General features: G+C 75.2%; 17 protein-coding genes and 1 tRNA gene. 12 read left to right on the forward strand and 6 right to left on the reverse strand.

Annotated elements, in window-relative coordinates; genetic code table 11:
* Nucleotides 1-110: 110 nt before the first annotated feature.
* Entirely contained in the window at nt 111-962 is an 852-nt protein-coding gene (mutM, locus tag SH587_RS15970) for a bifunctional DNA-formamidopyrimidine glycosylase/DNA-(apurinic or apyrimidinic site) lyase (protein WP_320671632.1), read from the forward strand.
* Here mutM and grxC read toward each other — a convergent pair.
* Nucleotides 946-1,212 carry a glutaredoxin 3 gene (gene grxC / locus SH587_RS15975; protein ID WP_320671633.1) on the reverse strand — a complete coding sequence of 89 codons (267 nt, stop codon included), beginning with the start codon at nt 1,210-1,212 and terminating at the stop codon, nt 946-948. The two genes, mutM and grxC, sit on opposite strands and share 17 nt — an antisense overlap.
* Nucleotides 1,213-1,239: 27 nt before the next feature.
* Here grxC and recO point away from each other — a divergent pair, with 27 nt between their 5' ends.
* The 7 genes from recO (at nt 1,240) to SH587_RS16010 (ending at nt 11,023) form a co-directional block, all read left to right on the forward strand.
* Nucleotides 1,240-1,962, forward strand: coding sequence for a DNA repair protein RecO (gene recO / locus SH587_RS15980; protein ID WP_320671634.1), 723 nt, complete (start codon nt 1,240-1,242; stop codon nt 1,960-1,962).
* 34 nt (nt 1,963-1,996) lie between these two features.
* Nucleotides 1,997-4,669, forward strand: a complete 2,673-nt coding sequence (gene ppdK / locus SH587_RS15985) for a pyruvate, phosphate dikinase (protein ID WP_320671635.1) — start codon at nt 1,997-1,999, stop codon at nt 4,667-4,669.
* A 134-nt stretch (nt 4,670-4,803) separates the two neighbouring features.
* Complete coding sequence (locus SH587_RS15990; RefSeq protein WP_320671636.1) at nt 4,804-6,402, forward strand: tyrosine-protein kinase domain-containing protein; 1,599 nt, start codon at nt 4,804-4,806, stop codon at nt 6,400-6,402.
* Between the two features lie 28 nt (nt 6,403-6,430).
* Nucleotides 6,431-8,038, forward strand: coding sequence for an O-antigen ligase family protein (locus tag SH587_RS15995; protein ID WP_320671637.1), 1,608 nt, complete (start codon nt 6,431-6,433; stop codon nt 8,036-8,038).
* 2 nt (nt 8,039-8,040) lie between these two features.
* The gene (locus SH587_RS16000) at nt 8,041-8,967 is read left to right on the forward strand and encodes a glycosyltransferase family 2 protein (RefSeq protein ID WP_320671638.1); all 927 of its coding nucleotides are present in this window, start codon (nt 8,041-8,043) and stop codon (nt 8,965-8,967) included.
* Nucleotides 8,967-10,127, forward strand: coding sequence for a glycosyltransferase family 4 protein (locus SH587_RS16005; protein WP_320671639.1), 1,161 nt, complete (start codon nt 8,967-8,969; stop codon nt 10,125-10,127). The genes SH587_RS16000 and SH587_RS16005 overlap by 1 nt, the downstream gene beginning before the upstream one ends.
* Complete coding sequence (locus SH587_RS16010) at nt 10,124-11,023, forward strand: glycosyltransferase family 2 protein (protein ID WP_320671640.1); 900 nt, start codon at nt 10,124-10,126, stop codon at nt 11,021-11,023. The genes SH587_RS16005 and SH587_RS16010 overlap by 4 nt, the downstream gene beginning before the upstream one ends.
* 16 nt (nt 11,024-11,039) lie before the next feature.
* Here SH587_RS16010 and SH587_RS16015 read toward each other — a convergent pair whose 3' ends face one another.
* Complete coding sequence (locus SH587_RS16015) at nt 11,040-12,005, reverse strand: glycosyltransferase family 2 protein (protein ID WP_320671641.1); 966 nt, start codon at nt 12,003-12,005, stop codon at nt 11,040-11,042.
* Between the two features lie 88 nt (nt 12,006-12,093).
* Between SH587_RS16015 and dgt the strand changes: the two genes are divergently transcribed.
* Entirely contained in the window at nt 12,094-13,212 is a 1,119-nt protein-coding gene (gene dgt, locus SH587_RS16020; protein ID WP_320671642.1) for a dGTP triphosphohydrolase, read from the forward strand.
* Between the two features lie 9 nt (nt 13,213-13,221).
* Nucleotides 13,222-15,246: a DNA primase gene (dnaG, locus tag SH587_RS16025; protein ID WP_320671726.1), complete on the forward strand. Its 2,025-nt coding sequence runs from the start codon at nt 13,222-13,224 to the stop codon at nt 15,244-15,246.
* Here dnaG and SH587_RS16030 read toward each other — a convergent pair.
* From SH587_RS16030 to SH587_RS16045, 4 genes are all read right to left on the reverse strand, one after another.
* Entirely contained in the window at nt 15,243-15,707 is a 465-nt protein-coding gene (locus tag SH587_RS16030) for a peptidase inhibitor family I36 protein (protein WP_320671643.1), read from the reverse strand. The genes dnaG and SH587_RS16030 overlap by 4 nt on opposite strands.
* Nucleotides 15,681-15,752: transfer RNA gene (locus tag SH587_RS16035), tRNA-Asn, on the reverse strand. The genes SH587_RS16030 and SH587_RS16035 overlap by 27 nt, the downstream gene beginning before the upstream one ends.
* Nucleotides 15,743-17,011 (reverse strand): glycosyltransferase, encoded by a 1,269-nt coding sequence (locus tag SH587_RS16040; protein ID WP_320671644.1) that lies wholly within the window; start codon nt 17,009-17,011, stop codon nt 15,743-15,745. Before SH587_RS16040 ends, SH587_RS16035 begins: the two co-directional genes overlap by 10 nt.
* Nucleotides 17,012-17,022: 11 nt before the next feature.
* The gene (locus SH587_RS16045) at nt 17,023-18,066 is read right to left on the reverse strand and encodes an LLM class F420-dependent oxidoreductase (protein ID WP_320671645.1); all 1,044 of its coding nucleotides are present in this window, start codon (nt 18,064-18,066) and stop codon (nt 17,023-17,025) included.
* 112 nt (nt 18,067-18,178) lie between these two features.
* Between SH587_RS16045 and SH587_RS16050 the strand changes: the two genes are divergently transcribed.
* Together SH587_RS16050 and SH587_RS16055 are read left to right on the forward strand one after the other, a co-directional pair.
* The gene (locus SH587_RS16050) at nt 18,179-18,883 is read left to right on the forward strand and encodes a hypothetical protein (protein ID WP_320671646.1); all 705 of its coding nucleotides are present in this window, start codon (nt 18,179-18,181) and stop codon (nt 18,881-18,883) included.
* A 107-nt stretch (nt 18,884-18,990) separates the two neighbouring features.
* Nucleotides 18,991-19,926, forward strand: coding sequence for an SAM-dependent methyltransferase (locus tag SH587_RS16055; RefSeq protein WP_320671647.1), 936 nt, complete (start codon nt 18,991-18,993; stop codon nt 19,924-19,926).
* Nucleotides 19,927-19,935 lie beyond the last annotated feature (9 nt).

Below are 19,935 nucleotides of genomic sequence, written 5' to 3' on the forward strand. Positions count from 1 at the left end.
CCCCCGTTGACGATCGTTTCCATGATGGAAACGATCGCCAAGCGCACCCGGGAGACGCGCGAACCCCGATCGCCGCTCGCCCGGCCGCGGCGCCCGTCAAGCTCCAGGGGATGCCCGAGCTGCCCGAGGTCGAGACGATCCGCCGCCAGCTGCTGCCGCTCGTCGTCGGGCGGACCGTGACCGCGGCGACGATCGACGATCCGCGCTGGTGCGCCCCGCAGCCGGTGGCGGAGGTCGAGGCGGCGCTGACCGGTCGCCGGATCACCGCGATCGACCGCCGCGGCAAGCACCTGCTGTGGCGGACCGACGGCGGCACGATCGCGATGCACCTGCGGATGACCGGCGTGCTGCTGGTCGACGCGGAGGAGGGCGACGCGCCCTACGAGCGGGTGCGGCTGGTGCTCGACGGCGAGCGCACCGTTCGCTTCTGCGACCCGCGCCGGTTCGGGACCGGTCGCTGGTTCGCCGGCGACGCCGAGGCCGACCGCTGGATCGACGAGCGGCTGGGGCCGGAGCCGCTCGCCGACGGCTTCGACGGGCCGGTCCTCCAGGCCGCGCTGCGGGGCCGGCGGGCGCCGATCAAGGGGCTGCTGCTCGACCAGCGGATCGTCGCCGGCGTCGGCAACATCTACGCCGACGAGGCGCTCTTCCACGCCCGCGTCCACCCGCTGCGGCCGGGCGGGCAGCTGACGGCGGCGCAGTGCGCGGCGCTGGCCGAGGGGATCCAGCTGGCGCTGGCCGACGGGATCGCCTCGGGCGGGGCGACGATCGACGACTTCCGCCACGTCGACGGGGTCGAGGGCTGGTTCCAGAACGACTTCCGCGTCCACCGCCGTGCGGGCGAGCCGTGCCCGGCCTGCGGGACGGCGGTGGTCAAGCGGGTGGTGGCCCAGCGGGCCACCTACAGCTGCGACCGCTGCCAGACGAAGCCGCGGTCGCCGCGGGTCAGGCCGCGGCGGTGAGCTCGGACAGCCGGCCCGAGCGGTCGGCGGCGGCCAGCTCGTCGAAGCCGCCGAGGACCGTCTCGCCGACCAGGATCTGGGGGAAGGTCATCATCCCCGTCTTCTGGGCGAGCTCGATCCGGGTCTCCGGGTCGCGGCCGAGGTGGATCTCCTCGTACGCCAGGCCGCGCTGGTCGAGCAGCGCCTTGGCCCGCATGCAGTACGGGCACGCGTCGGTGGTGTAGACGGTGATCGCGGAGGGCTGGGTCATTGCTTCACAAAGTATAGTAGGTCGGCGATGACGAGCCGCCGGCTCAGCACCGAGGCCGTCGTGCTGCGGTCGATGCGCTACGGCGAGGCGGACCGGATCCTCCACGCGATCAGCCCCGAGCACGGCCGGATCGGGGCGATCGCCAAGGGCGCGCGGCGGCCGCGGAGCAAGCTCGGCGGCCGGCTCGAACCGCTGGCCGTGGTCCGGCTGGAGCTGCAGCGGGGCCGCAGCGACCTGCTGACCGTGGTCGGCGCCGACACGGTCGCCGTCCACCACCGGATCCTGACCAGCCACGCCGCGCTCGACCACGCCCAGCGCGCCTGCCACGCGGTCGACCGGACCTGCGTCCCCGACGAGCCGGCGCCGCGGGTCCACGGCCTGCTGCGGAGCCTGCTGGCGCTGCTCGACGGCCGCCCCGACGCGGCCCACGAGGGGCTGCAGCTGGCCTTCCGGCTGAAGCTGCTCTACGCGCTCGGGCTGCAGCCGGCGCTCGGGGCCTGCGTCCGCTGCGGGCGCCCCGACGCGCTCGTGGCCTTCGACGACGCCCAGGGCGGGGCGGTCTGCGCCGCCTGCCGCAGCGGCGCGGTCGCGATCGACCCCGGATCGCTGACCTTCATGATCTCGGCCCTCGGCCTGCCGTTGCAGGACGCGCCCGAGGCGCCGCCGGCGGTCGCGCGCCAGGTCCACCGGGCGGTCGGCGGCCTGGCGGCCCACCACCTCGGCGTCGAGCTGCGGGCCGACGCCGGCTGACCGGTCCCCGCCAGGGGATACCATCCGCCGCCTCATGACCGCCTCCAGCTGGGTACAGGACTTCGCCGAGGGCTCCAAGGAGCAGCGCGACCTGCTCGGCGGCAAGGGCGCCAACGTCGCCGAGATGACGCGGATCCTCGGCGCCGACCGGGTTCCCGGCGGCTTCACCATCACCACCGAGGCCTGCGTCGCCTACATGCGCGCCGATCGCGCCTACCCCGAGGGCCTGGGCGACCAGGTCGCCGCCGCGCTCGCGCGGCTGGAGCAGCGGGCCGGCAAGCGGCTCGGCGACGCCGGCGACCCGCTGCTCGTCTCGGTCCGCTCGGGTGCGCGCGAGTCGATGCCGGGGATGATGGACACGGTCCTCAACCTCGGCCTGACCGACGCCTCGGTCGAGGGGCTGGCCGCCCGCACCGCCAACCCGCGCTTCGCCTGGGACTCCTACCGCCGCTTCGTGCAGATGTACGGCAACGTCGTCAAGGGCGTGCCGGGCGAGGCGATCGAGGAGACGATCGCCGGGCTCAAGCGCGAGCGGGGCGTGACGCTCGACACCGAGCTGGACACCGCCGCCCTGCAGGAGCTGGTGGCGCGCTTCAAGGCCCTCTACCGCGACCACACCGGCGAGGACTTCCCGCAGGACCCGCAGGTCCAGCTCGACGGCGCGATCCGGGCGGTCTTCGACTCCTGGATGGGCGAGCGGGCCGTCCATTACCGGCGGATCAACCGGATCCCCGACGACTGGGGCACCGCGGTCAACGTCCAGCAGATGGTCTTCGGCAACAAGGGCGACAGCTCGTGCTCGGGGGTCGCCTTCAGCCGCGACGAGGTCACCGGCGAGCCCACCCCGTCGGGCGACTTCCTGGTCAACGCCCAGGGCGAGGACGTCGTCTCCGGCGTCCGCAACACCCAGGACCTGGCCGAGCTGGCCGACCGGATCCCGGCCGCCCACGGCGAGCTGCTGGAGATCCTGCGGACGCTGGAGCGCCACTACGGCGACATGCAGGACACCGAGTTCACGGTCGAGGAGGGGCGTCTGTACATGCTGCAGACGCGCAACGCCAAGCGCCCCGCCCAGGCCGCGGTGCGGTTCGCCGTCGACGCCGTCGAGGAGGGGCTGCTCGACCGTCCCGCCGCGCTGCTGACCCTCGACGCCGAGGCGCTCGAGACGCTGCTGCACCCGACCTTCGACCGCAGCGCCGACTACACGGTGCTCGGGACCGGCGTCAACGCGTCGCCGGGGGCGGCCAAGGGCGCCGCGGTCTTCACCGCCGAGGAGGCGGTCCACGCCGCCGAGCGGGGCGAGAAGGTGATCCTCGTGCGGCCCTTCACCGAGGCCGACGACGTCGCCGGCTTCCACGCCGCCCAGGGGATCCTGACCAGCGAGGGCGGCAAGGCCAGCCACGCGGCGCTGGTCGCGCGCGGGATGGGCAAGCCGTGCGTCTGCGGCGCGACGGCGCTCCAGGTCGACCTGGCCGCCCACGTGGCGCGGATCGGCGAGGTCCTGATCCACGAGGGCGACCTGATCGCGATCAACGGCACCACCGGCGAGATCACCACCGACGACGTGCCGCTGGTCGAGCCGTCGCAGGACCCGGCGATGGCGGCGGTGCTGGAGCGGTTCGAGACCGTCCTCGGCTGGGCCGACGAGCTGCGGGTGCTGGGCGTGCGGACCAACGCCGACACGCCCGAGGACGCCGCCCGCGCCCGCCGGCTGGGGGCGGAGGGGATCGGCCTCTGCCGCACCGAGCACATGTTCATGGAGGCCGACCGCCAGCCGAAGATGCGGCGGATGATCATGGCCGAGGCGGAGGAGGAGCGGCGGGCCGCGCTGGCCGAGCTGCGGCCGCTCCAGCAGCAGGACTTCGAGGGCCTGTTCGAGGCGATGGCCGGCCAGCCGGTGACGATCCGGCTGCTCGACCCGCCGCTGCACGAGTTCCTGCCCAAGAAGGAGGAGGTCGGCGAGGAGCTGCACCAGGCCTACGCCGACAAGCGCTACCACCGGGTCGGGGTGCTGGCCGACGTGCTCGAGCGGATCGAGACGCTGTCCGAGGCCAACCCGATGCTCGGCACCCGCGGGGTCCGGCTGGGCCTGCTCTACCCCGAGGTCTTCGAGATGCAGGCCGAGGCGATCTTCGCCGCGGCGGTCGCGGTCCGGGAGCGGACCGGGACCGCGCCGGCGCTCGAGGTGATGATCCCGCTGGTCGGCTACGAGCGCGAGCTGGAGATCATGCGCGGCTTCGTGGTCGCGGTCGGCGATCGCCACGGGCTGGCGCTCGGCGAGGACTACGTCGTCGGGACGATGATCGAGCTGCCGCGGGCCTGCTTCCTGGCCGACTCGATCGCCCACCACGCCGACTTCTTCAGCTTCGGCACCAACGACCTGACCCAGACCGGGCTCGGCTTCAGCCGCGACGACATCGAGGGCAAGATCCTCGCCCGCTACATCGACTTCAAGATCCTCGACCGCTCGCCGTTCGAGACGATCGACACGCCGGGCGTCGGCCAGATGCTGCGGATGGGCGCCTGGCTCGGCCGCAAGACGAAGCTCGACCTGAAGCTCGGCGTCTGCGGCGAGCACGGGGGCGATCCCGACTCGATCGCGTTCTTCCACGACTCGGGGATCGACTACGTCTCCTGCTCGCCGTTCCGGGTCCCGATCGCGCGCGTCGCGGCGGCCCAGGCGGCGGTCCGCAGCCCGCGCCCGTAGACGGCGGACACGCGCGCGCCGGCTCGCGGGCGCGCGCCCGTGGGACACGGTCCGATCCGTCGTACCACGAGCTTGGCGGGGCGGGACCAATCCGCCGACCTCCGTCGGAGCGGCTGGTATCGTGCCGCCCTCGAATGGGTCCCGCCACAACTCCTCCGCCCGAGCCGCCGCTGAGCCGCCAGACCGCGAGCCTCGAGGCGGTCATCCTCCGCGGGCTCCCGGTGATCCTGGGAGCGACCCTGATCGGGGTCCTCGCGGCGCTGCTGTTCTCGCTCACCACGCCGCAGACGTTCGAGGCGGAGGCCCGGGTCCAGGCCCGGCTCGAGGCGCAGGACAGCTCGATCCTCAGCGCCGGCAACTCCGGCGCCGGCGTCGCGCAGACGGTCGACCAGGTCGCCTACACCGCGATGAACACCCTCGAGCGGCAGGACGTCGTCCAGGAGGCCACCAAGCGGCTGGCCGAGGCGGGCGTCACCGGCGAGGACACGCTGAAGCTGGCCCAGGGCCTCGACACCGAGATCACCCCGGGCACCGGCATCATCTTCCTCCGCGCCAAGGACCACGACGCGAAGAAGGCGGCGAAGATCGCCGACTCGTTCGCGCTGGCCCTGCGGACCACCCAGATCAACGGCCAGCGGCAGGTCTACTCGAAGGCGGCGGAGCGGCTGCGCAAGGAGTACCGCCAGCGCCGTCGCAGCGGCGCCGACGGGGCCGACGTCGGCAACCTGACCCGCGAGTCCTACGCGGCGACGATCTCGCGGCTCGACTCGCTGGCCCAGATCGCGCAGCCGATCCAGCTGCTCCAGCGGGCCAACGTCCCGACCAGCGCGATCGCGCCGAAGCCGGTCCGCAACTCGCTGATCGGGGCCGCGGTCGGGCTCCTGATCGGGCTCCTGATCGTGACCCTGCGGGCGACGCTCGACCGCCGCCTGCGGAGCGTCGACCAGCTGCGCGGCGCCGGCGCCCCGCTGGTCGGCACGATCCCCGACAAGCTCGGCAACGCGGTCGACAAGAAGACCGGTCGGCTGTCGCTCGGGGCCGGGCAGCTGGAGCCGTTCCGCGTCCTCCGCCGCAACCTCCGCTTCCTGACCGCGGACGAGGAGCCGAAGGTCGTGCTGGTCACCAGCGCCCAGCCGAGCGCCGGCAAGTCGGTCACCGCGGCCGGCTTGGCCGCCGCCTACGCGTCCTCCGGCCGCTCGACGCTGCTGGTCGAGTGCGACCTGCGGCGCCCGGTCCAGGCGTCGCGGCTGCAGGTCCAGGGCGCGCCCGGGCTGGGCGAGTACCTGCGCGGCGTCGCCGAGCCGGCCGACGTCGTCCGGCGGGTGCCGCTGAGCGCGATCCTCGACGGCAGCGACGACACCGCCGAGGTCGGGACCGACGTCGTGCTGGTGCCGGCGGGCGAGCCGACCGGGGCCGCGGCGGAGCTGGTCGACTCCCGCCGCTTCGAGGACTTCCTCAACGAGGTTCGCGACGTCTACGACGTGATCGTGGTCGACAGCACGCCGCTGCTGCAGGTCGCCGACGCCGGCCTGCTGGTGCCGAAGGTCGACACGGTGCTGGTCTGCGCATGGCTGGGGGCGACCAGTCACGAGACGCTGAAGACGGCGCTCGAGACGGTCGAGCGCAACGGGGGGACGGCCACCGGCGTGGTGGCCACCGCCGTCTCACGACGGCAGGACCCGGCCCACGAGGCGTACGGGTACACCTACTACGGTGCCTACGGCGCGGCGTGACATCGCCGACCGGGGCGATCGTTGGTCGGTGCGACCGGCCACGGCCGGCGCGGCGCCGGACGGTCCGGTCCGGCGGCGCCGGCGCGCGCCCGGCGGCGGCCGGCTGAGGCGCCGCCGCGAGCGGCCCCAGCGGCCGCCCGAGGAGCGGCTCGACCGGCTGGTCCTCCGCTGGGGGCTGTTCTTCGCGTTCTTCTTCGGCGGCTACGCCGGGACGACCGGGCAGTTCCTGCCGAACGAGCTGCTGATCGCGGCCCCGTTCGGGGTCCTCTACGTGCTGCTGGCGATCCACTGGCCGGCGGTCGCGGTCGGGATCTTCATGCTCGGGCTGCCGTACGGGCCCTACGTGGCCCAGATCGGCGAGTTCAAGGTGATCACGCCGCTGGTGCTGGCCGCGGTCCTGATCCCGATCCTGTTCTTCCACGGGATCGGCCGCCAGCGGCTGGCCTCGCGGCCGATCGGGCCCGCGATCCCGTTCGCCTTCGGGACCCTGCTGGCGTGGGGGATCCTTTCGACCGCCTTCGGCGGCGACGTGGTCGCGACCGGCGCGCGGATGCTCTACCTGAGCGTCTTCGGGCTGCTCGGCGCGGCGCTCCTGTTCGCGATGCGGCGGCGGGTGGTGCGGGTCGAGGACGTCGGCCTGACGGTCGTGATCGGCGGCGCGCTCGGCGCCTGCGGCGTGCTCTTCCAGTTCCTGCTCCAGTTCGCGCGCGGCGAGGGCTACACGATCAACTGGGTCAACGAGCGGCTCGACCTGTTCGCCGCCGCCAGCCGGGTCGCCAACCTGAAGAGCGGCGACTTCGACCTCGTGCGCGGGATCTTCCCCTTCATGGCGGTGCCGAGCGCGGGCCAGTACCTGATGGTCGCGATCCTGCTCGGCGCGGCGATGCTGCTGCTGCGGATGCGGGTCTCGCGGACCGTGATCGTCGTCTGCCTGGGGATCATGCTGGCGGCCCTGATCGTGACCTTCTCGCGCCAGTCGTGGGTCGGCCTGGCGGTCGCGCTGATCGCCTTCGCCGGGCTGCGGACGCTGCCGTGGCTGACCTTCGTCGCGCTGCTCGGCGTCGGCGGGCTGGCGCTGCTGCGCAAGGACGATCAGTCGTTCCTGAGCTACGTGCTGTCGGCGGCCGACACCAGCACCGAGTCGACCGGCGAGCGGGTCTCGCTGATGTCGCGGGCGGCCGCCCAGGTGCCGGACCACGTCTTCCTCGGCACCGGCCGCTTCAGCGACCGCTTCGACGAGCTGAGCGGCCACATCACCTCGGCCCACAACGTCTACCTGCAGGTGGCGCTGGAGTCCGGCGTGTTCGCGGCGATCGCGCTGATCGTGCTGCTGCTGACGGTGATCGGGACGGCGTTCCACCGGCGGCTGCTGCCGATCGCGGCGCCGATCGTGGCGGTCGCCGTGGCGGCGCTCTTCGACGACACGATGTACCTGCCGCGCAACGGCATGCTGGTGGCGATCGTGATGGCGATCGCCGTCTTCTGCATCACCGTCGAGGACCGGCGGGTCTTCCAGCAGCCGGCGGCGGACGCGGGGACCGCCCCGCCCGAGCCGCGCTGGACGTTGCCGCCGGACGACGAGCCGCCGCCGCGTCGCGAGCGGCCCGCCACCCCCTGGGTCCCCGTCGAGCGCTGACCGTGCCCGTCGACACCGAGCGGATCAGCGTCGTGATCCCGACGCGCGACCGCGCCACCCTGCTGGAGCGGACGCTGCGGTCGCTGGCGCGCGTCGAGGGGGCGGCGGGGCTGGAGATCGTCGTGATCGACGACGGCAGCGAGACGCCGCTGGCCGACCAGCTGCCGCTGGCCGAGCTCGACCTCGACCTGCGGGTGCTGCGACAGGAGCCGGGTGGCCTCAACGTCGGCCGCAACAGCGGCGTGGCGGCGACCAGCCGCGAGATCGTCGCCTTCCTCGACGACGACGTGCTGGTCGAGCCCGACTGGGGGATCGGCGTCGCCGCCGCCTTCGACGGGCGGCGGGCGCTGATCGGCGGCCGGATCCTGGCCGACGCGCCGATCCCGGTCCCCGACTGGGTCCACCCCCAGAAGCGGACCTACATCTCGGTCCTCGACCTCGGCGACCGGCCAGGGCCGTTCCCCTCCTGGGCCGGCCCGGTGGGGGCGAACTTCGCCGTCCTGCGCGACGTCCTGCACCGCGTCGGGACGTTCCGGCCGGGGCTCGACCGGACCGGCAAGTCGTTGCTCTCGGGCGGCGACACCGAGCTGGTCGGACGGGTGCTGGCGGCCGGCCTGGTGGTCGAGTACTGGCCGGCGGCGACTGTCCACCACCACATCCCGGTCGAACGGCTGACGAAGGCGTGGTTCCGCGAGCGGGCCCGCGCCCAGGGCCGCACCAACGTGCTGATGGACGGCGCCGACGACCTCGGTCCGCGAGCGCTGGCCGGCGAGGCGCTGCGGGCGCTGCGGGCCGGCGGGATCGCGGCCAAGCGGGTCCGCCAGCGGCAGTCGCTGATCGACGCCGAGCTGTGGCTGTGGTCGTCGCGGGGGCGGCTGGAGGCGCGGCGCGACCTGCGCCGGGCCCGCCGCGAGCGCGAGGACGGCTGATGCGGGTCCTGCTCGTCTCGCAGGAGTACCCACCGGAGACCGGCTGGGGCGGGATCGGCACCTACCTGGGGCTGGTCGCCCCGGCCCTGGCCGCCGCCGGGGCCGAGGTCCACGTGCTGTCGGTGGTCGACGGCCAGCCGTCGTCGACCCGCAGCGCCGACGGGGTGACCGTCCACCGCCGCGGGCTCGGGCGCCGCGTCCGCGGGCCGGGCCGGGTGCTGCCCCAGAGCTGGAAGCGGATCGAGCTGGCGGCCGCGGTCGCCCGCGCCGTCCGCGCGCTGGACGGCTCCTTCGACGTGGTCGAGTCGCCGGAGTGGATGGCCGAGTCGCTACTGCTGCGGCGGCGGCCGCTGGTGGTCCGGCTGCACTCGTCGGCGGCCCAGGTCTTCCCCTTCGTCGGCCGCTCGGGGCTCGACGCGCGGCTGGCGATCGCCGCCGAGGAGCGGGGGATCGCCCGCGCCGACCTGCTGGTCGGGACCGCCGTCCAGCTGGCCAGCCACCGCCACGCGGTCCCCGACGTCGCGATCAGCTACCCGGTCGCGCTGCGCGAGCCGCGGCCGGCCTGGGACCCGGCCGGCGGGGCGCCGCCGCGGATCGTCTTCGCCGGCCGCTTCGAGCACCGCAAGGGCGTCGACCGGCTGCTGGAGGCGCTGCCCGCCGTCCGCCGGCGGGTGCCGACCGCGCTGCTGGAGATCGTCGGCCGCGACACGACGACCCCGACCGGCGGCAGCGTGCTCGACGAGCTGCGCGCCCGCGCCGCCGCGCTCGGCGTCGCCGACGGGCTGCGGGTGACCGAGAAGTGGGGCCGCGAGGCGGTCGAGGAGGCGCTCGACGGCGCCGCGGTCTGCGCGGTCCCCTCGCGCTGGGAGAGCTTCGGCTACGTCGCGGCCGAGGCCCTCTCCGGCGCGACGCCGCTGGTCGTCTCCGACTGGCCGTCGTTCCGCGACGTGACCGGCGACGAGGGGCTGGTCCCGATCGTCGCCGGCGACGACCCCGAGGCCTGGGGCGCCGCGCTGGCGGCCGCGATCGAGGACCCGCGGGCGGCCCGCGAGGCGGCCGAGGCGGGCCGCGACCGGCTGCGGGAGCGGGCGGCGCCGGCGGTCGTGGCCGGCCAGACGCTCGACGCCTACGCCCGCGCGCGGGCGGGGAGGGGACGATGAGCAGCGATCCGATCCCGACGGTCCGCGCGACCGTCGGCGTGGTGGTGCCGACCCGCAGCCGGCCCGACGCGCTGGCCCGCTGCCTCGACGCGCTGCGGGCCGCCCGCGAGCACCTGCCGTTCACGGTGGTGGTGGCCGACTCGACGCCCGATCCCGAGGTCCGTGCCGCCGGCGCCGCCGTCTGCGCCCGCGACCCGTGGGTCCGCCACCGCCCGCACGACCTGGTCGGTCCCTCGGCCGCCCGCAACTTCGGCGCCCGCGAGAGCGACGCCGAGATCCTCGTCTTCGTCGACGACGACGTCTACGTCGAGCCGCAGGCGGTGGTGCGGCTGGCCGCCGCCGTCGAGGCGACCCACGACCCGGTCGTCGTCGGCGGCACGGTGGCGATGGAGCCGTGGACCGCCGACGGCGGCTGGTCGCTGCTGATGGTCACCCGCCCGAACGGCTTCTGCCGGCCGGTCCGCCCCGGCGAGCGGCCGACCTTCGTCATCAGCGCCCTGATCGCCCACCGCCGCGCGCTGGTGATCGACGTCCCCTGGGACGAGGACCAGCGCTACTACGACGACCGCCTGCAGTGCCTGCGGTGGCTGATCGCCGGCGCCCGGCTGGAGCTGGAGCCGCGGGCCCGCGCCCACCACGACGACGTCCGCAAGCCCTACCCGCTGGCCCAGGAGCGCGACCGGATCTACGCCAACCTGGTGCTGGCGCTGGTGCTGGAGGACGATCCGCGGGCGGCGATCGGGTTCGACACGCTCGGGCTGGCCCACAGCGTCAAGCGGGTCGTCCGCAGCCGCGCCCAGCTGCGCGAGCTGCTGGTCGGCTGGGCCGGGGCCCACCGCCGCTTCCTCGCCGACCGCCCGGCGCTCGAGGCGCTGCGCGGTCGCGCCCGCCGCTGAGCGGCCGCGGCCGCGGTCAGAGCACCGGCGTCCGGTGGCGGACGCTGCCGACCACCAGCGCCGCCGTCTGGACCGCGTCGCCGGCCAGCGCCACGGCGACGTGGAGCGGCCCGGCGGCGCGCAGGTCGCGCGCCACCCGCAGGCCGTGGGGCAGGGCCAGCAGCAGCGGCGCCCGCCGGCGGCTGACGGCGGCGAGGGCCAGACCGGCGCCGGCGGCGGCGCTGGTCGCGGTCCGGCGGTCGACGAAGAGCCCGCCGGTCAGCAGCGTCCGCCGCAGCTCCGGCACCTGGCGGACCAGATCGGGCAGCTGGTGCATCTCCCAGCGGCGCCGCAGCCAGCCGCGCGGGTCCTCGGGCAGCACGGCGTGGTGGACGAGCGCGTCGGCCGCCCAGCCGGCGCGGGCGCCGCGGCGCAGCAGGCCCCAGGCCATCCGGGTGTCCTCGCCGAAGGGCCGCGCGGGGGCCTCCTCGGTCGGGCTGCCGTCGTCGTGCCAGTCACGGAAGCCGCCGGCGGCGAGGAAGTCCTCGCGGCGCACGAGCAGGTTCGCGGTCGGGTAGAGCCCCTGGTCGGCCGCCACCCGCAGCGTCCGCTCCCACGCCCGCCGCTCGCCGGGGTCGGGCTCGATCGGGCCGGCGACGAGGTCGGCGTCGCGGGCCGCCGCCACCAGCCCGGCGAGCCAGTCGGGGGTCGGGTAGCAGTCGATGTCGGTGAAGGCGATCAGCGCGCCGCGGGCCTCGCGGACGCCGTGGTTGCGGGCCACGCCGGGACCGGCCCCGCGGTCGTCGAGCCGCAGCACCCGCACCCGCGGATCGCCGCTGGCCGCGGCGCGGGCGCCGGTGTCGTCGCGCGAGGCGTTGTCGACCAGCACCAGCTCGTAGGCGGGCGCGTCGCGCTGGGCGAGGACCGCGGCGACGGCGCGGTCGACGGTGGCGGCGCCGTCGCGGGCCGAGATGACGACGCTGACGACCGGATCGGCGGGCACGCGCGGAAGCCTACGAGACCGCCTGGCGGCGCGCCGGGCCGGCGCGGGTCCGAGGTCGGCGGCTGCGACAATCGGGGCGATGGCGGCGGTGACGACCTCCCTCGGCGATCCCCACGCGCGGCGGCGGGCGTTCGAGGACGCCTTCCTGGCCCCGGCGGCGGCCCGCACCTGGCCGGCCGGCCGGGCGGCGGAGGAGCCGGACTGCCCGCTGCGGACGCCGCTCCAGCGCGATCGCGACCGGATCGTCCACAGCAAGGCGTTCCGGCGGCTGAAGCACAAGACCCAGGTCTTCCTGGCGCCCGAGGGCGACCACTACCGGACCCGCCTGACCCACACGCTCGAGGTGACCGGGATCGCCCGCACCGTCGCCCGTGCGCTGGAGCTGAACGAGGACCTGGTCGAGGCGATCGCGCTCGGCCACGACCTCGGCCACGCGCCCTTCGGCCACATCGGCGAGGAGGCGCTCGACGCCTGCCTGAAGCCGCACGGCCGCCACTTCCGCCACTGGGAGCACTCGGTCCGCCTGATCACCGTGCTGGAGGACGCGCCGAGCGCCGTCCGCGAGGCGGGCGGGCGCGGGCTGAACCTCTGCGCCGACGTCGTCGACGGGATCGGCGGCCACTCCGGGCGGGCGCCGATGCCGCGGACGCTGGAGGGGCGGATCGTCCGCGTCGTCGACCGGATCGCCTACCTGAACCACGACATCGACGACGCGATCCGGGCCGGCGTCCTGACCGAGCGCGATCTGCCGGTGGGCCCGATCGGGGTGCTGGGGGCGACGGCCTCGCGGCGGATCGACCGGCTGGTGCAGGACCTGGTGGCGACCTCGCGCGAGGCCGGCGACATCGTCCAGGGCGACGAGGCCGGCGCGGCGATGGACGAGCTGCGGACCTGGATGTTCGAGCACGTCTACCTGGCCCGCGACGCGCGGACCGAGCACCGGCGGGTCCACGCGCTGGTCCGGACGCTGTTCGAGCACCACCTGGAGGCCGACGGCGGCCCCGACGGCGACCGCGACCGCGGGGCGGCCCCGCCGTTGCCGCTGGCGGGCGAGGACGGCGGCTGGGACCGCTACCAGGTGCACGCGGTGCCGGTGCCCGGCGCCGATCCGCTCGAGCGGGCGACCGACTGGGTGGCGGGGATGACCGACCGCTACGCGCTGCGGGCGTTCTCGGAGCTGGTCGTCCCACGGGTTCACGCGCGGTAGGAGGGCCCGATTCCGCGCTACCAGAAAGAGGACATCGACCGGATCCGCGACGCGGTCGACTTCGTGGCGCTGGTCGAGGGCCGGACCGAGCTGCGGCGGGCCGGCGTCGGTCGGATGACGGGGCTCTGCCCGTTCCACGACGAGCGCACGCCGTCGTTCTCGGTCAACGTCGACGACAAGCTGTTCCACTGCTTCGGCTGCGGCGAGGGCGGCGACCTCTTCCGCTTCGTCGAGCTGACGGAGAACGTCGACTTCCCGGGGGCGGTCGAGCTGCTGGCCGACCGGGCCGGGATCCAGCTGCGGACCGAGGAGGAGAACCCGGCGCTGGCCCAGCGGCGCCAGCGCGACGCGCGGCTGCTGGAGCTGCTGGACCGCACCAGCCGCTGGTTCGAGCGCCAGCTGTGGGCGGGCAACGAGGCGGGGGCGGCCCGCAACGAGCTGCGCCGGCGGGGGCTCGATCCCGAGGTGCTGCGGACGTTCCGGGTCGGCTACGCGCCCCGCTTCGGAGTCGTCGACGGCTCGCGCCAGGCCGGCTACGCCGACGAGGAGATGCTGGCGTCGGGGATCGCCCAGCCGTCGAAGCGGCGCGAGGGCGACCTGCACGACCGCTTCCGCCAGCGGATCACCTTCCCGCTCGCCGACCGGCGGGGCCGGATCATGGGCTTCGGGGCGCGGGCGATCATGCCCGACCAGAAGCCGAAGTACGTCAACTCGTCCGACGGGCCCGTCTACCACAAGGGCCGCCACCTGTTCGCCGCCCACCTGGCCCGCAAGCACGCGGCCCGGACCGGCGAGGTGATCCTCTGCGAGGGCTACACCGACGTGATCGCCCTCCACCAGGCGGGGCTGCAGCACGCGGTCGGGCTGATGGGGACGGCGCTGACGCCGGAGCAGGTGCAGGAGCTGGCGCGGCTGGCGCCGTCGGTGGTGCTGGCGCTCGACGCCGACGAGGCGGGCCGCAAGGCGATGCTGCGGGCGGCGGAGCTGGCGCGGGGGAGCGGGCTGGAGCTGCGGGTGGTGGCGCTGCCGGACGGGATGGACCCGGCCGACCTGCTGGTCAGGCGCGGGACCGAGGCGCTGGCCAACGCCTTCGCCGAGCCGATGGCGCTGGCCCGCTTCCACGTCGGCCACCTGCTCGACGCGGCGGATCTCTCGACGGCCGAGGCGAAGGACCGCACGATCGCGACCCTGCGGCCGGTCTTCGCCGAGATCCCGGCCGGGGTGCTGCGGATGGAGCTGGTGGGGCTGGTGGCGGGACGGCTGCGGCTGGACCCGTCGATCCTCGGGCCGCTGCTGGAGCAGGGCGGGGCCGGGGGGCCGGTGGCCGGCGTCGCGGGGCCGGGCGGCGGAACGGCGGGGGTCGGCCGCGGCGGCGGGCCCGGCGGGGGCACGGGCGCGCCGGGAGCCGCCGGCGGAGCGGGCGGCGGCTGGTCGGGCGGCGGCCGTGGACCGGGCCCGAGCGGCGGTCCCGGCGGACCGGGCCGCGGGCCGGGAGGCGGCGGCGCGCCGGCCGGCGGCTGGGGCGGACCGGTGACCAGCAGCTTCGCGCCCTCCGGCGGCGGGTTCGCCCCGGTCGGTCCGGGGGGCTTCGGGCCAGGCCCGGCGGGTGGTGCCGACGACGTCGCCCGGGCCGAGGTCGCGTTCCTCGCCGAGTGCCAGGCGGCCGGCGCTGAGAGCTCGGGCCTGCTCGACGAAGCCCGGATCGCCGAGCTGTTCGCCCACGAGCCGCACCGCCAGGCGGCGGCCGTGCTCCGCGACGCGCTCCGCGAGCAGCGTCCGCCCCAGAGCGAGGATCCGCTGGTGCGGCGGGTGCTGGACGGCGTCGCGGAGGCGGCGGGCAAGGTCCGCCACCCCTCGGTCGCCGCCGCCGAGCTGGCCGGCCTGCGGGTCGAGCTGGGGGCGGTCACCCGCGCCCTCCGCCGCGGTGGCGGCGAGGCGCCGGCCCACGACCTGGTGCTCCGTCGGCTGGACCTCCAGCAGCGCGTCAACCACGGGATCGGCGAGCTGCTGAAGGGGCCGCGGCGGGGGGCCTAGTAGCCGCCCGAGTCGACGTTGCTGCACTCGCTGCGGTTGACCAGCCGATCGAAGACCAGCACCGAGGAGACGCGGTTCTTCAGGTTGAACCGCAGCTGGTCGAGGTTGAGCTTCTGGTTGGGCGAGAGCCAGTCGTAGTCGCCCGCCTCGTCGCAGTTGCGGCGGGCGTAGACGAAGACCGCGCCGCTCGTGCGGTTGTAGGCCGAGGCGGCGTTGTCCTCGACCTGCACGAGCCAGCCGTTGCGGCCGGCGGGGCCGTCGTTGAACAGCTCGTTGGCGAGGTTGCCGTCGGTGATCTCGAAGTCGGCGCGGGCGCCCGCGTAGCCGCTGTTGAACCAGAGGCAGAAGCGGCCGCTGGGGCACTCGCCGGCGGCGGCCGGCCGCTCACCCGGCCCCGAAACGATCGAGGCCCCCGCTTCCGCGAGGGCCTCCAGCTCCGGGGGTGGGACTCGAACCCACAACCCTTCGATTAACAGTCGAATGCTCTGCCATTGAGCTACCCCGGACCGCTGTCGTCGGCATGGTACGGGATCGGGGCGGGGATCGGCGCCCGGGCCCCCAGGGCCTCGACCAGCGGCGCGGCGCGGTCGGTGCCGTCGCCGGCCGCCACCCAGTCGGCGACCGCCGCGGCCCGCTGCCGGTAGCGGGGATCGCGGATCGCCTGGAGCACGGCCGTCCGCAGCACCCGACCGCCGGCCAGCCGCCGCGGCAGCCGGATCCCGGCCCCCGACCAGGCCAGGCGGGCGGCGTTCTCGTACATGTCGCCGGCGGCCGGGATCGCGATCACCGGGCGGCCCGCCGCCAGCGCCCGCAGCAGCGTCCCGTGGCCCGCGTGGCAGAGCACGACGTCGGCCTGGGGCATCACCTGGCCGTAGCTCATCCACGGCACCAGCCGGGCGTTGGCCGGCACCCGCAGCGGCGGCAACCGGCGCGCGGCGGCGGCGCTGGTCCGGTTCTGGGCCGCCAGCACCCGCACCGGGGCGTCGGCCAGCCCGTCGAGCGCGGCCCGCAGCAGGTGCCCGTCGGGATCCTGCGAGGTCGACGGCGCCACCACGACCAGCGGGTCGTCGCCCGGCGGCGGCGCGACCGGCGCGGCCGGCGGCTCCCAGACCAGCGGCCCGACCAGGTGGGTGCGGGGCAGCGGCCGCCGTCGCGGGTACTCCAGCTGGGGAACGCTGCCGACCAGCACCAGCTGCTCGCTGATCCCCCCGTGGTGGCGCTCCAGCGGCGGCAGCCCGACCCGCGCCCGGGTCTCGTTCAGCTCCACGCGCCCACGCTCGAGCGACCACCCGACCAGCGCGTTCGGCAGCGCCCAGAGAGCTCGGCCGATCGGCCCGCCGGGACGGGCGCCCGACGAGTAGGGCGGCCAGCCGGGCTCGCCGCGCGGGTCGACGTGGGGGATCAGCGTCGCGCACGGCACCCCGCAGCGCTCCGCGGCCAGCGCGGGGGCGAGGGTCAGGATGTCGGCCACCGCCGCGTGCGGCCGCAGCTGCTCGACCAGCGGCACGGTGTCGACCGTGGCCCGGGCGACCGCGGCGTAGGGCTTCAGCGGCTCCTGGCCCAGCTGCGGGAAGACCCGGTACTCGGGTGCGGCGGCGAACCGCATCCCGGCCGCCTCGACGTCCTGCTGCCACTTGGTCCAGGTCTGCATCCAGACCTCGTGGCCCCGGGCGGCGAGCCGCGCGCCCAGGGCCATCATCGGGAAGGCGTGACCGGGGTCGCCGAACGCGCCCAGCAGCAGCCGCAGCGGGCGCGGATCGGTCACGCGGGCCGGAACTAGAGCGCCTCGAGGGCGGCGGCCAGCTCGCGCATCTGCTGGATCCGGCCGTCCTTGGTCGGGGTCACCGGGGTCGCGATGATCGTGTCGACGCCCGCGTCCTCGTAGACCCGCAGCCGCTCGGTGACGTGCTCGCGGCTGCCGAAGAGCGCGACGGCGTCGATCAGCTCGGGCGGGATCGCGCCCATCGCCTCGACCTTCTTGCCCTCCAGGTACAGATCCTGGATCTGCTTCGCCGCGTCGCCGAAGCCGTAGCGGGTGACCGCGGCGTTGTAGAAGTTCTTCTCGCGCGAGCCCATCCCGCCGACGTAGAGCGCCGTGAAGCCGCGCAGCATCCCCTCGGCGCCGCCGTCCGGGTCGGGACCGATGTGGACGTTGACGCTCGGGCAGACCGCGACCGAGTCGGCCGGGCGGCCGGCCTTCTCCTGCCCGGCCCGGAGCGGGGCGAGGGCGGTGTCGGCGTGCTCGGGGGCGAACATCATCGGCAACAGGCCGTCGGCGATCTCGCCGACCAGCTCGGTGTTCTTGGGGCCGATCGCCGCGATGTAGATCGGGATCCGCTCCTGGATCGGGGCGATCGTCAGCTTCAGCGCCTTGCCGGGGCCGTCGGGCAACGGCAGCTCGATCGTCTCGCCGTGGAACTCGAGCCGCTCGCGGGCCAGCGCCTTGCGCATCACCGCGACGTACTCGCGCGTGCGCAGCAGCTGCTTGCCGAACCGCTGGCCGTGCCAGCCCTCGGCCACCTGCGGGCCCGAGGTGCCGAGGCCGAGCACGAAGCGGCCGTCGGAGAGGTTGTCGAGCGTCGCCGCGGTCATCGCGGTCATCGCCGCCGAGCGGGCCGGGATCTGGAAGATGCCCGAGCCGATCTTGATCTTCGAGGTCTGACCGGCCAGCCAGCCAAGGATGGTCGCGGCATCGGAGCCGTAGGCCTCGGCCGCCCAGACCGAGTCGAAGCCCAGCCGCTCCGCCTCCTGGACGATCTCGAGCTGGTCCTGTCGCGTGAGGCCGAGGCCCCAGTATCCGAGCTGCACGCCGAGCTTCATCTGCAATCTCCCGTTCACCGGCAGGTCTGCCGTTGTCCTCGTCGACGGTCGCGCCTACTGTGGGCGGGCCGTCCGTCGCGCACTCTACGTCAGTCCCACGGGTTCTCCGAGCATGAACAGCCGCCGCCGCACCGCCACCGCCATCCACGACCTCCGTCGCACGATCGACTGCCTGCCGCTGTCGACGCGCCAGGCGATGCTGGAGGGGGTCCGTCGCGACCCGATCATCGTCGGGGCCTACACCGACGGTCAGGGCGGCGTCTGCCCGATGCTCTCGGCCCACCGCCGCGGCGGACGCACGAGCTTCCTCGCCTTCGCCCGCACCTGGGACCGCTTCACCGCGGCGCCCTCTCGCGGCTCGCGTCCGGCGACCCCGCGCGAGCTGCGGATCCTGGAGCGGCACCTGGAAGCGAGCATCGCCGCCACGATCGACGAGGGCAGCAGCGCGCCGCTCTCGGACGTGATCGCCGAGCACCAGGACCTGGTCGAGACCCGCCGCCGCAGCGTCCGCCGCCAGCGCGCGCTCGGCGAGCAGCCGTCGCTGGCCGAGGCGATCGCCGCCCACCGGGCCTCCGCCGACCGGACCGCGCTCGACCGCGAGCACGAGGTCGAGCCCGAGGTCGAGGTCGAGGTCGTCCGCGCGCCGGCGCCCCGGCGCCGCCGCGGCGGCGCCGTCCGGCTGCCCGAGTGGATGCGGCCGATCGGCTCGCTCGAGGACTATGAGGCCGCGCTGGCCGAGGTCGATCGTCAGCGGGTCCGCCTGGGCCTGGTCGACGACACGGCCGGCCCGCGCGACCGCCAGCCGGCTACCCGCTGACCGGCCGGGCGGGGCCGGGCGTGGCCTCGCGTGGGCCTCGCGTGGCGGCTGACCCCCGGCGTCTGGGGCTGATCCGCCACGCGAGGGCGGGTAGGATCCGACGCCGGATGGGGGATCAGACAGTTTCGGCCGCGCTGGCCACGGTCGACCAGCAGGCCTGCGACGCGATGGCGGAGCGGTTGCGGACGGCGAGCGAGCGCGCGCCGGCGCCCGCCGACGACCCGGAGGGCCGCTGGCGCAGCGACTACCTCGACAACCCCGAGGTCGTGCCGCTGAACTTCACGAAGTGCTTCGCGATCCTCGAGGCGACCGGCGGCGGGTCGCTGGAGGGTCGCTCGATCCTCGACATCGGCTGCGGCGGGGGCGGCTTCGTCACCCAGGCGCGCTCGCTCGGCATGCGGCCGGTCGGAATCGACATCTACTCGGGTCAGGCGCACTCGCGGGCGGCGGCCGAGGGCCTGCTGCGCGCGCACGGCGTGCCCGAGGAGGACCTGGCCGGGATCGTCCGCGAGGGCGACATCACCGAGCCGGTCGGCGACCTGGCGGACCGCTTCGACTTCGCGATCTCGATCGGGATGCTGGAGCACATCCCCGAGGCCGACGCCCGCCGGCGGGCGGTCGAGAACATGATCCGCGTCCTCAAGCCGGGCGGAACCCTGCTGCTGGTCTGCGGGCCGAACCGGCGGATGCCCTTCGACCTCTTCCACTACGGGCCGCGGTTCCCCTTCTACCACCAGCTGCCCGCGCGGCTGAAGGCCCCGTACATGCGGCGCCTGATCAAGCCGCGGCGGCCCGACCTCAACGAGGTCCAGACGGCGACCGACTTCCTGACCGGCGTCACGATCGGCGAGATCGAGCGCGCGATCCGGACGGTCTCGCCGGCGGCCGACGTCGCCCAGGCCTTCCCGACCTTCGTGCGGATGGCCGTCACCCGCTCGTGGCTGCGGCGGCCGGCGGTCCAGACCGGGGTCCAGGCGCTCAGCCGGGCGCTGGTCCGCGCCAAGGCCGAGCCGCTGATCCTGATCGTCGCGACGCGGCGCTGAGGCCGGGCG

The organism is Patulibacter defluvii (assembly GCF_034096925.1).
Lineage (GTDB): Bacteria > Actinomycetota > Thermoleophilia > Solirubrobacterales > Solirubrobacteraceae > Patulibacter > Patulibacter defluvii.

Excerpts from the sequence above, each read along its gene's own strand:
- recO (WP_320671634.1), top strand. The coding sequence starts at position 1,240 with ATGACGAGCCGCCGGCTCAGCACCGAGGCCGTCGTGCTGCGGTCGATG.
- grxC (WP_320671633.1), bottom strand. The coding sequence starts at position 1,212 with ATGACCCAGCCCTCCGCGATCACCGTCTACACCACCGACGCGTGCCCG.
- SH587_RS16010 (WP_320671640.1), top strand. The coding sequence starts at position 10,124 with ATGAGCAGCGATCCGATCCCGACGGTCCGCGCGACCGTCGGCGTGGTG.
- ppdK (WP_320671635.1), top strand. The coding sequence starts at position 1,997 with ATGACCGCCTCCAGCTGGGTACAGGACTTCGCCGAGGGCTCCAAGGAG.
- SH587_RS15990 (WP_320671636.1), top strand. The coding sequence starts at position 4,804 with ATGGGTCCCGCCACAACTCCTCCGCCCGAGCCGCCGCTGAGCCGCCAG.
- SH587_RS16045 (WP_320671645.1), bottom strand. The coding sequence starts at position 18,066 with ATGAAGCTCGGCGTGCAGCTCGGATACTGGGGCCTCGGCCTCACGCGA.
- SH587_RS16050 (WP_320671646.1), top strand. The coding sequence starts at position 18,179 with ATGAACAGCCGCCGCCGCACCGCCACCGCCATCCACGACCTCCGTCGC.
- SH587_RS16005 (WP_320671639.1), top strand. The coding sequence starts at position 8,967 with ATGCGGGTCCTGCTCGTCTCGCAGGAGTACCCACCGGAGACCGGCTGG.
- SH587_RS16055 (WP_320671647.1), top strand. The coding sequence starts at position 18,991 with ATGGGGGATCAGACAGTTTCGGCCGCGCTGGCCACGGTCGACCAGCAG.
- mutM (WP_320671632.1), top strand. The coding sequence starts at position 111 with ATGCCCGAGCTGCCCGAGGTCGAGACGATCCGCCGCCAGCTGCTGCCG.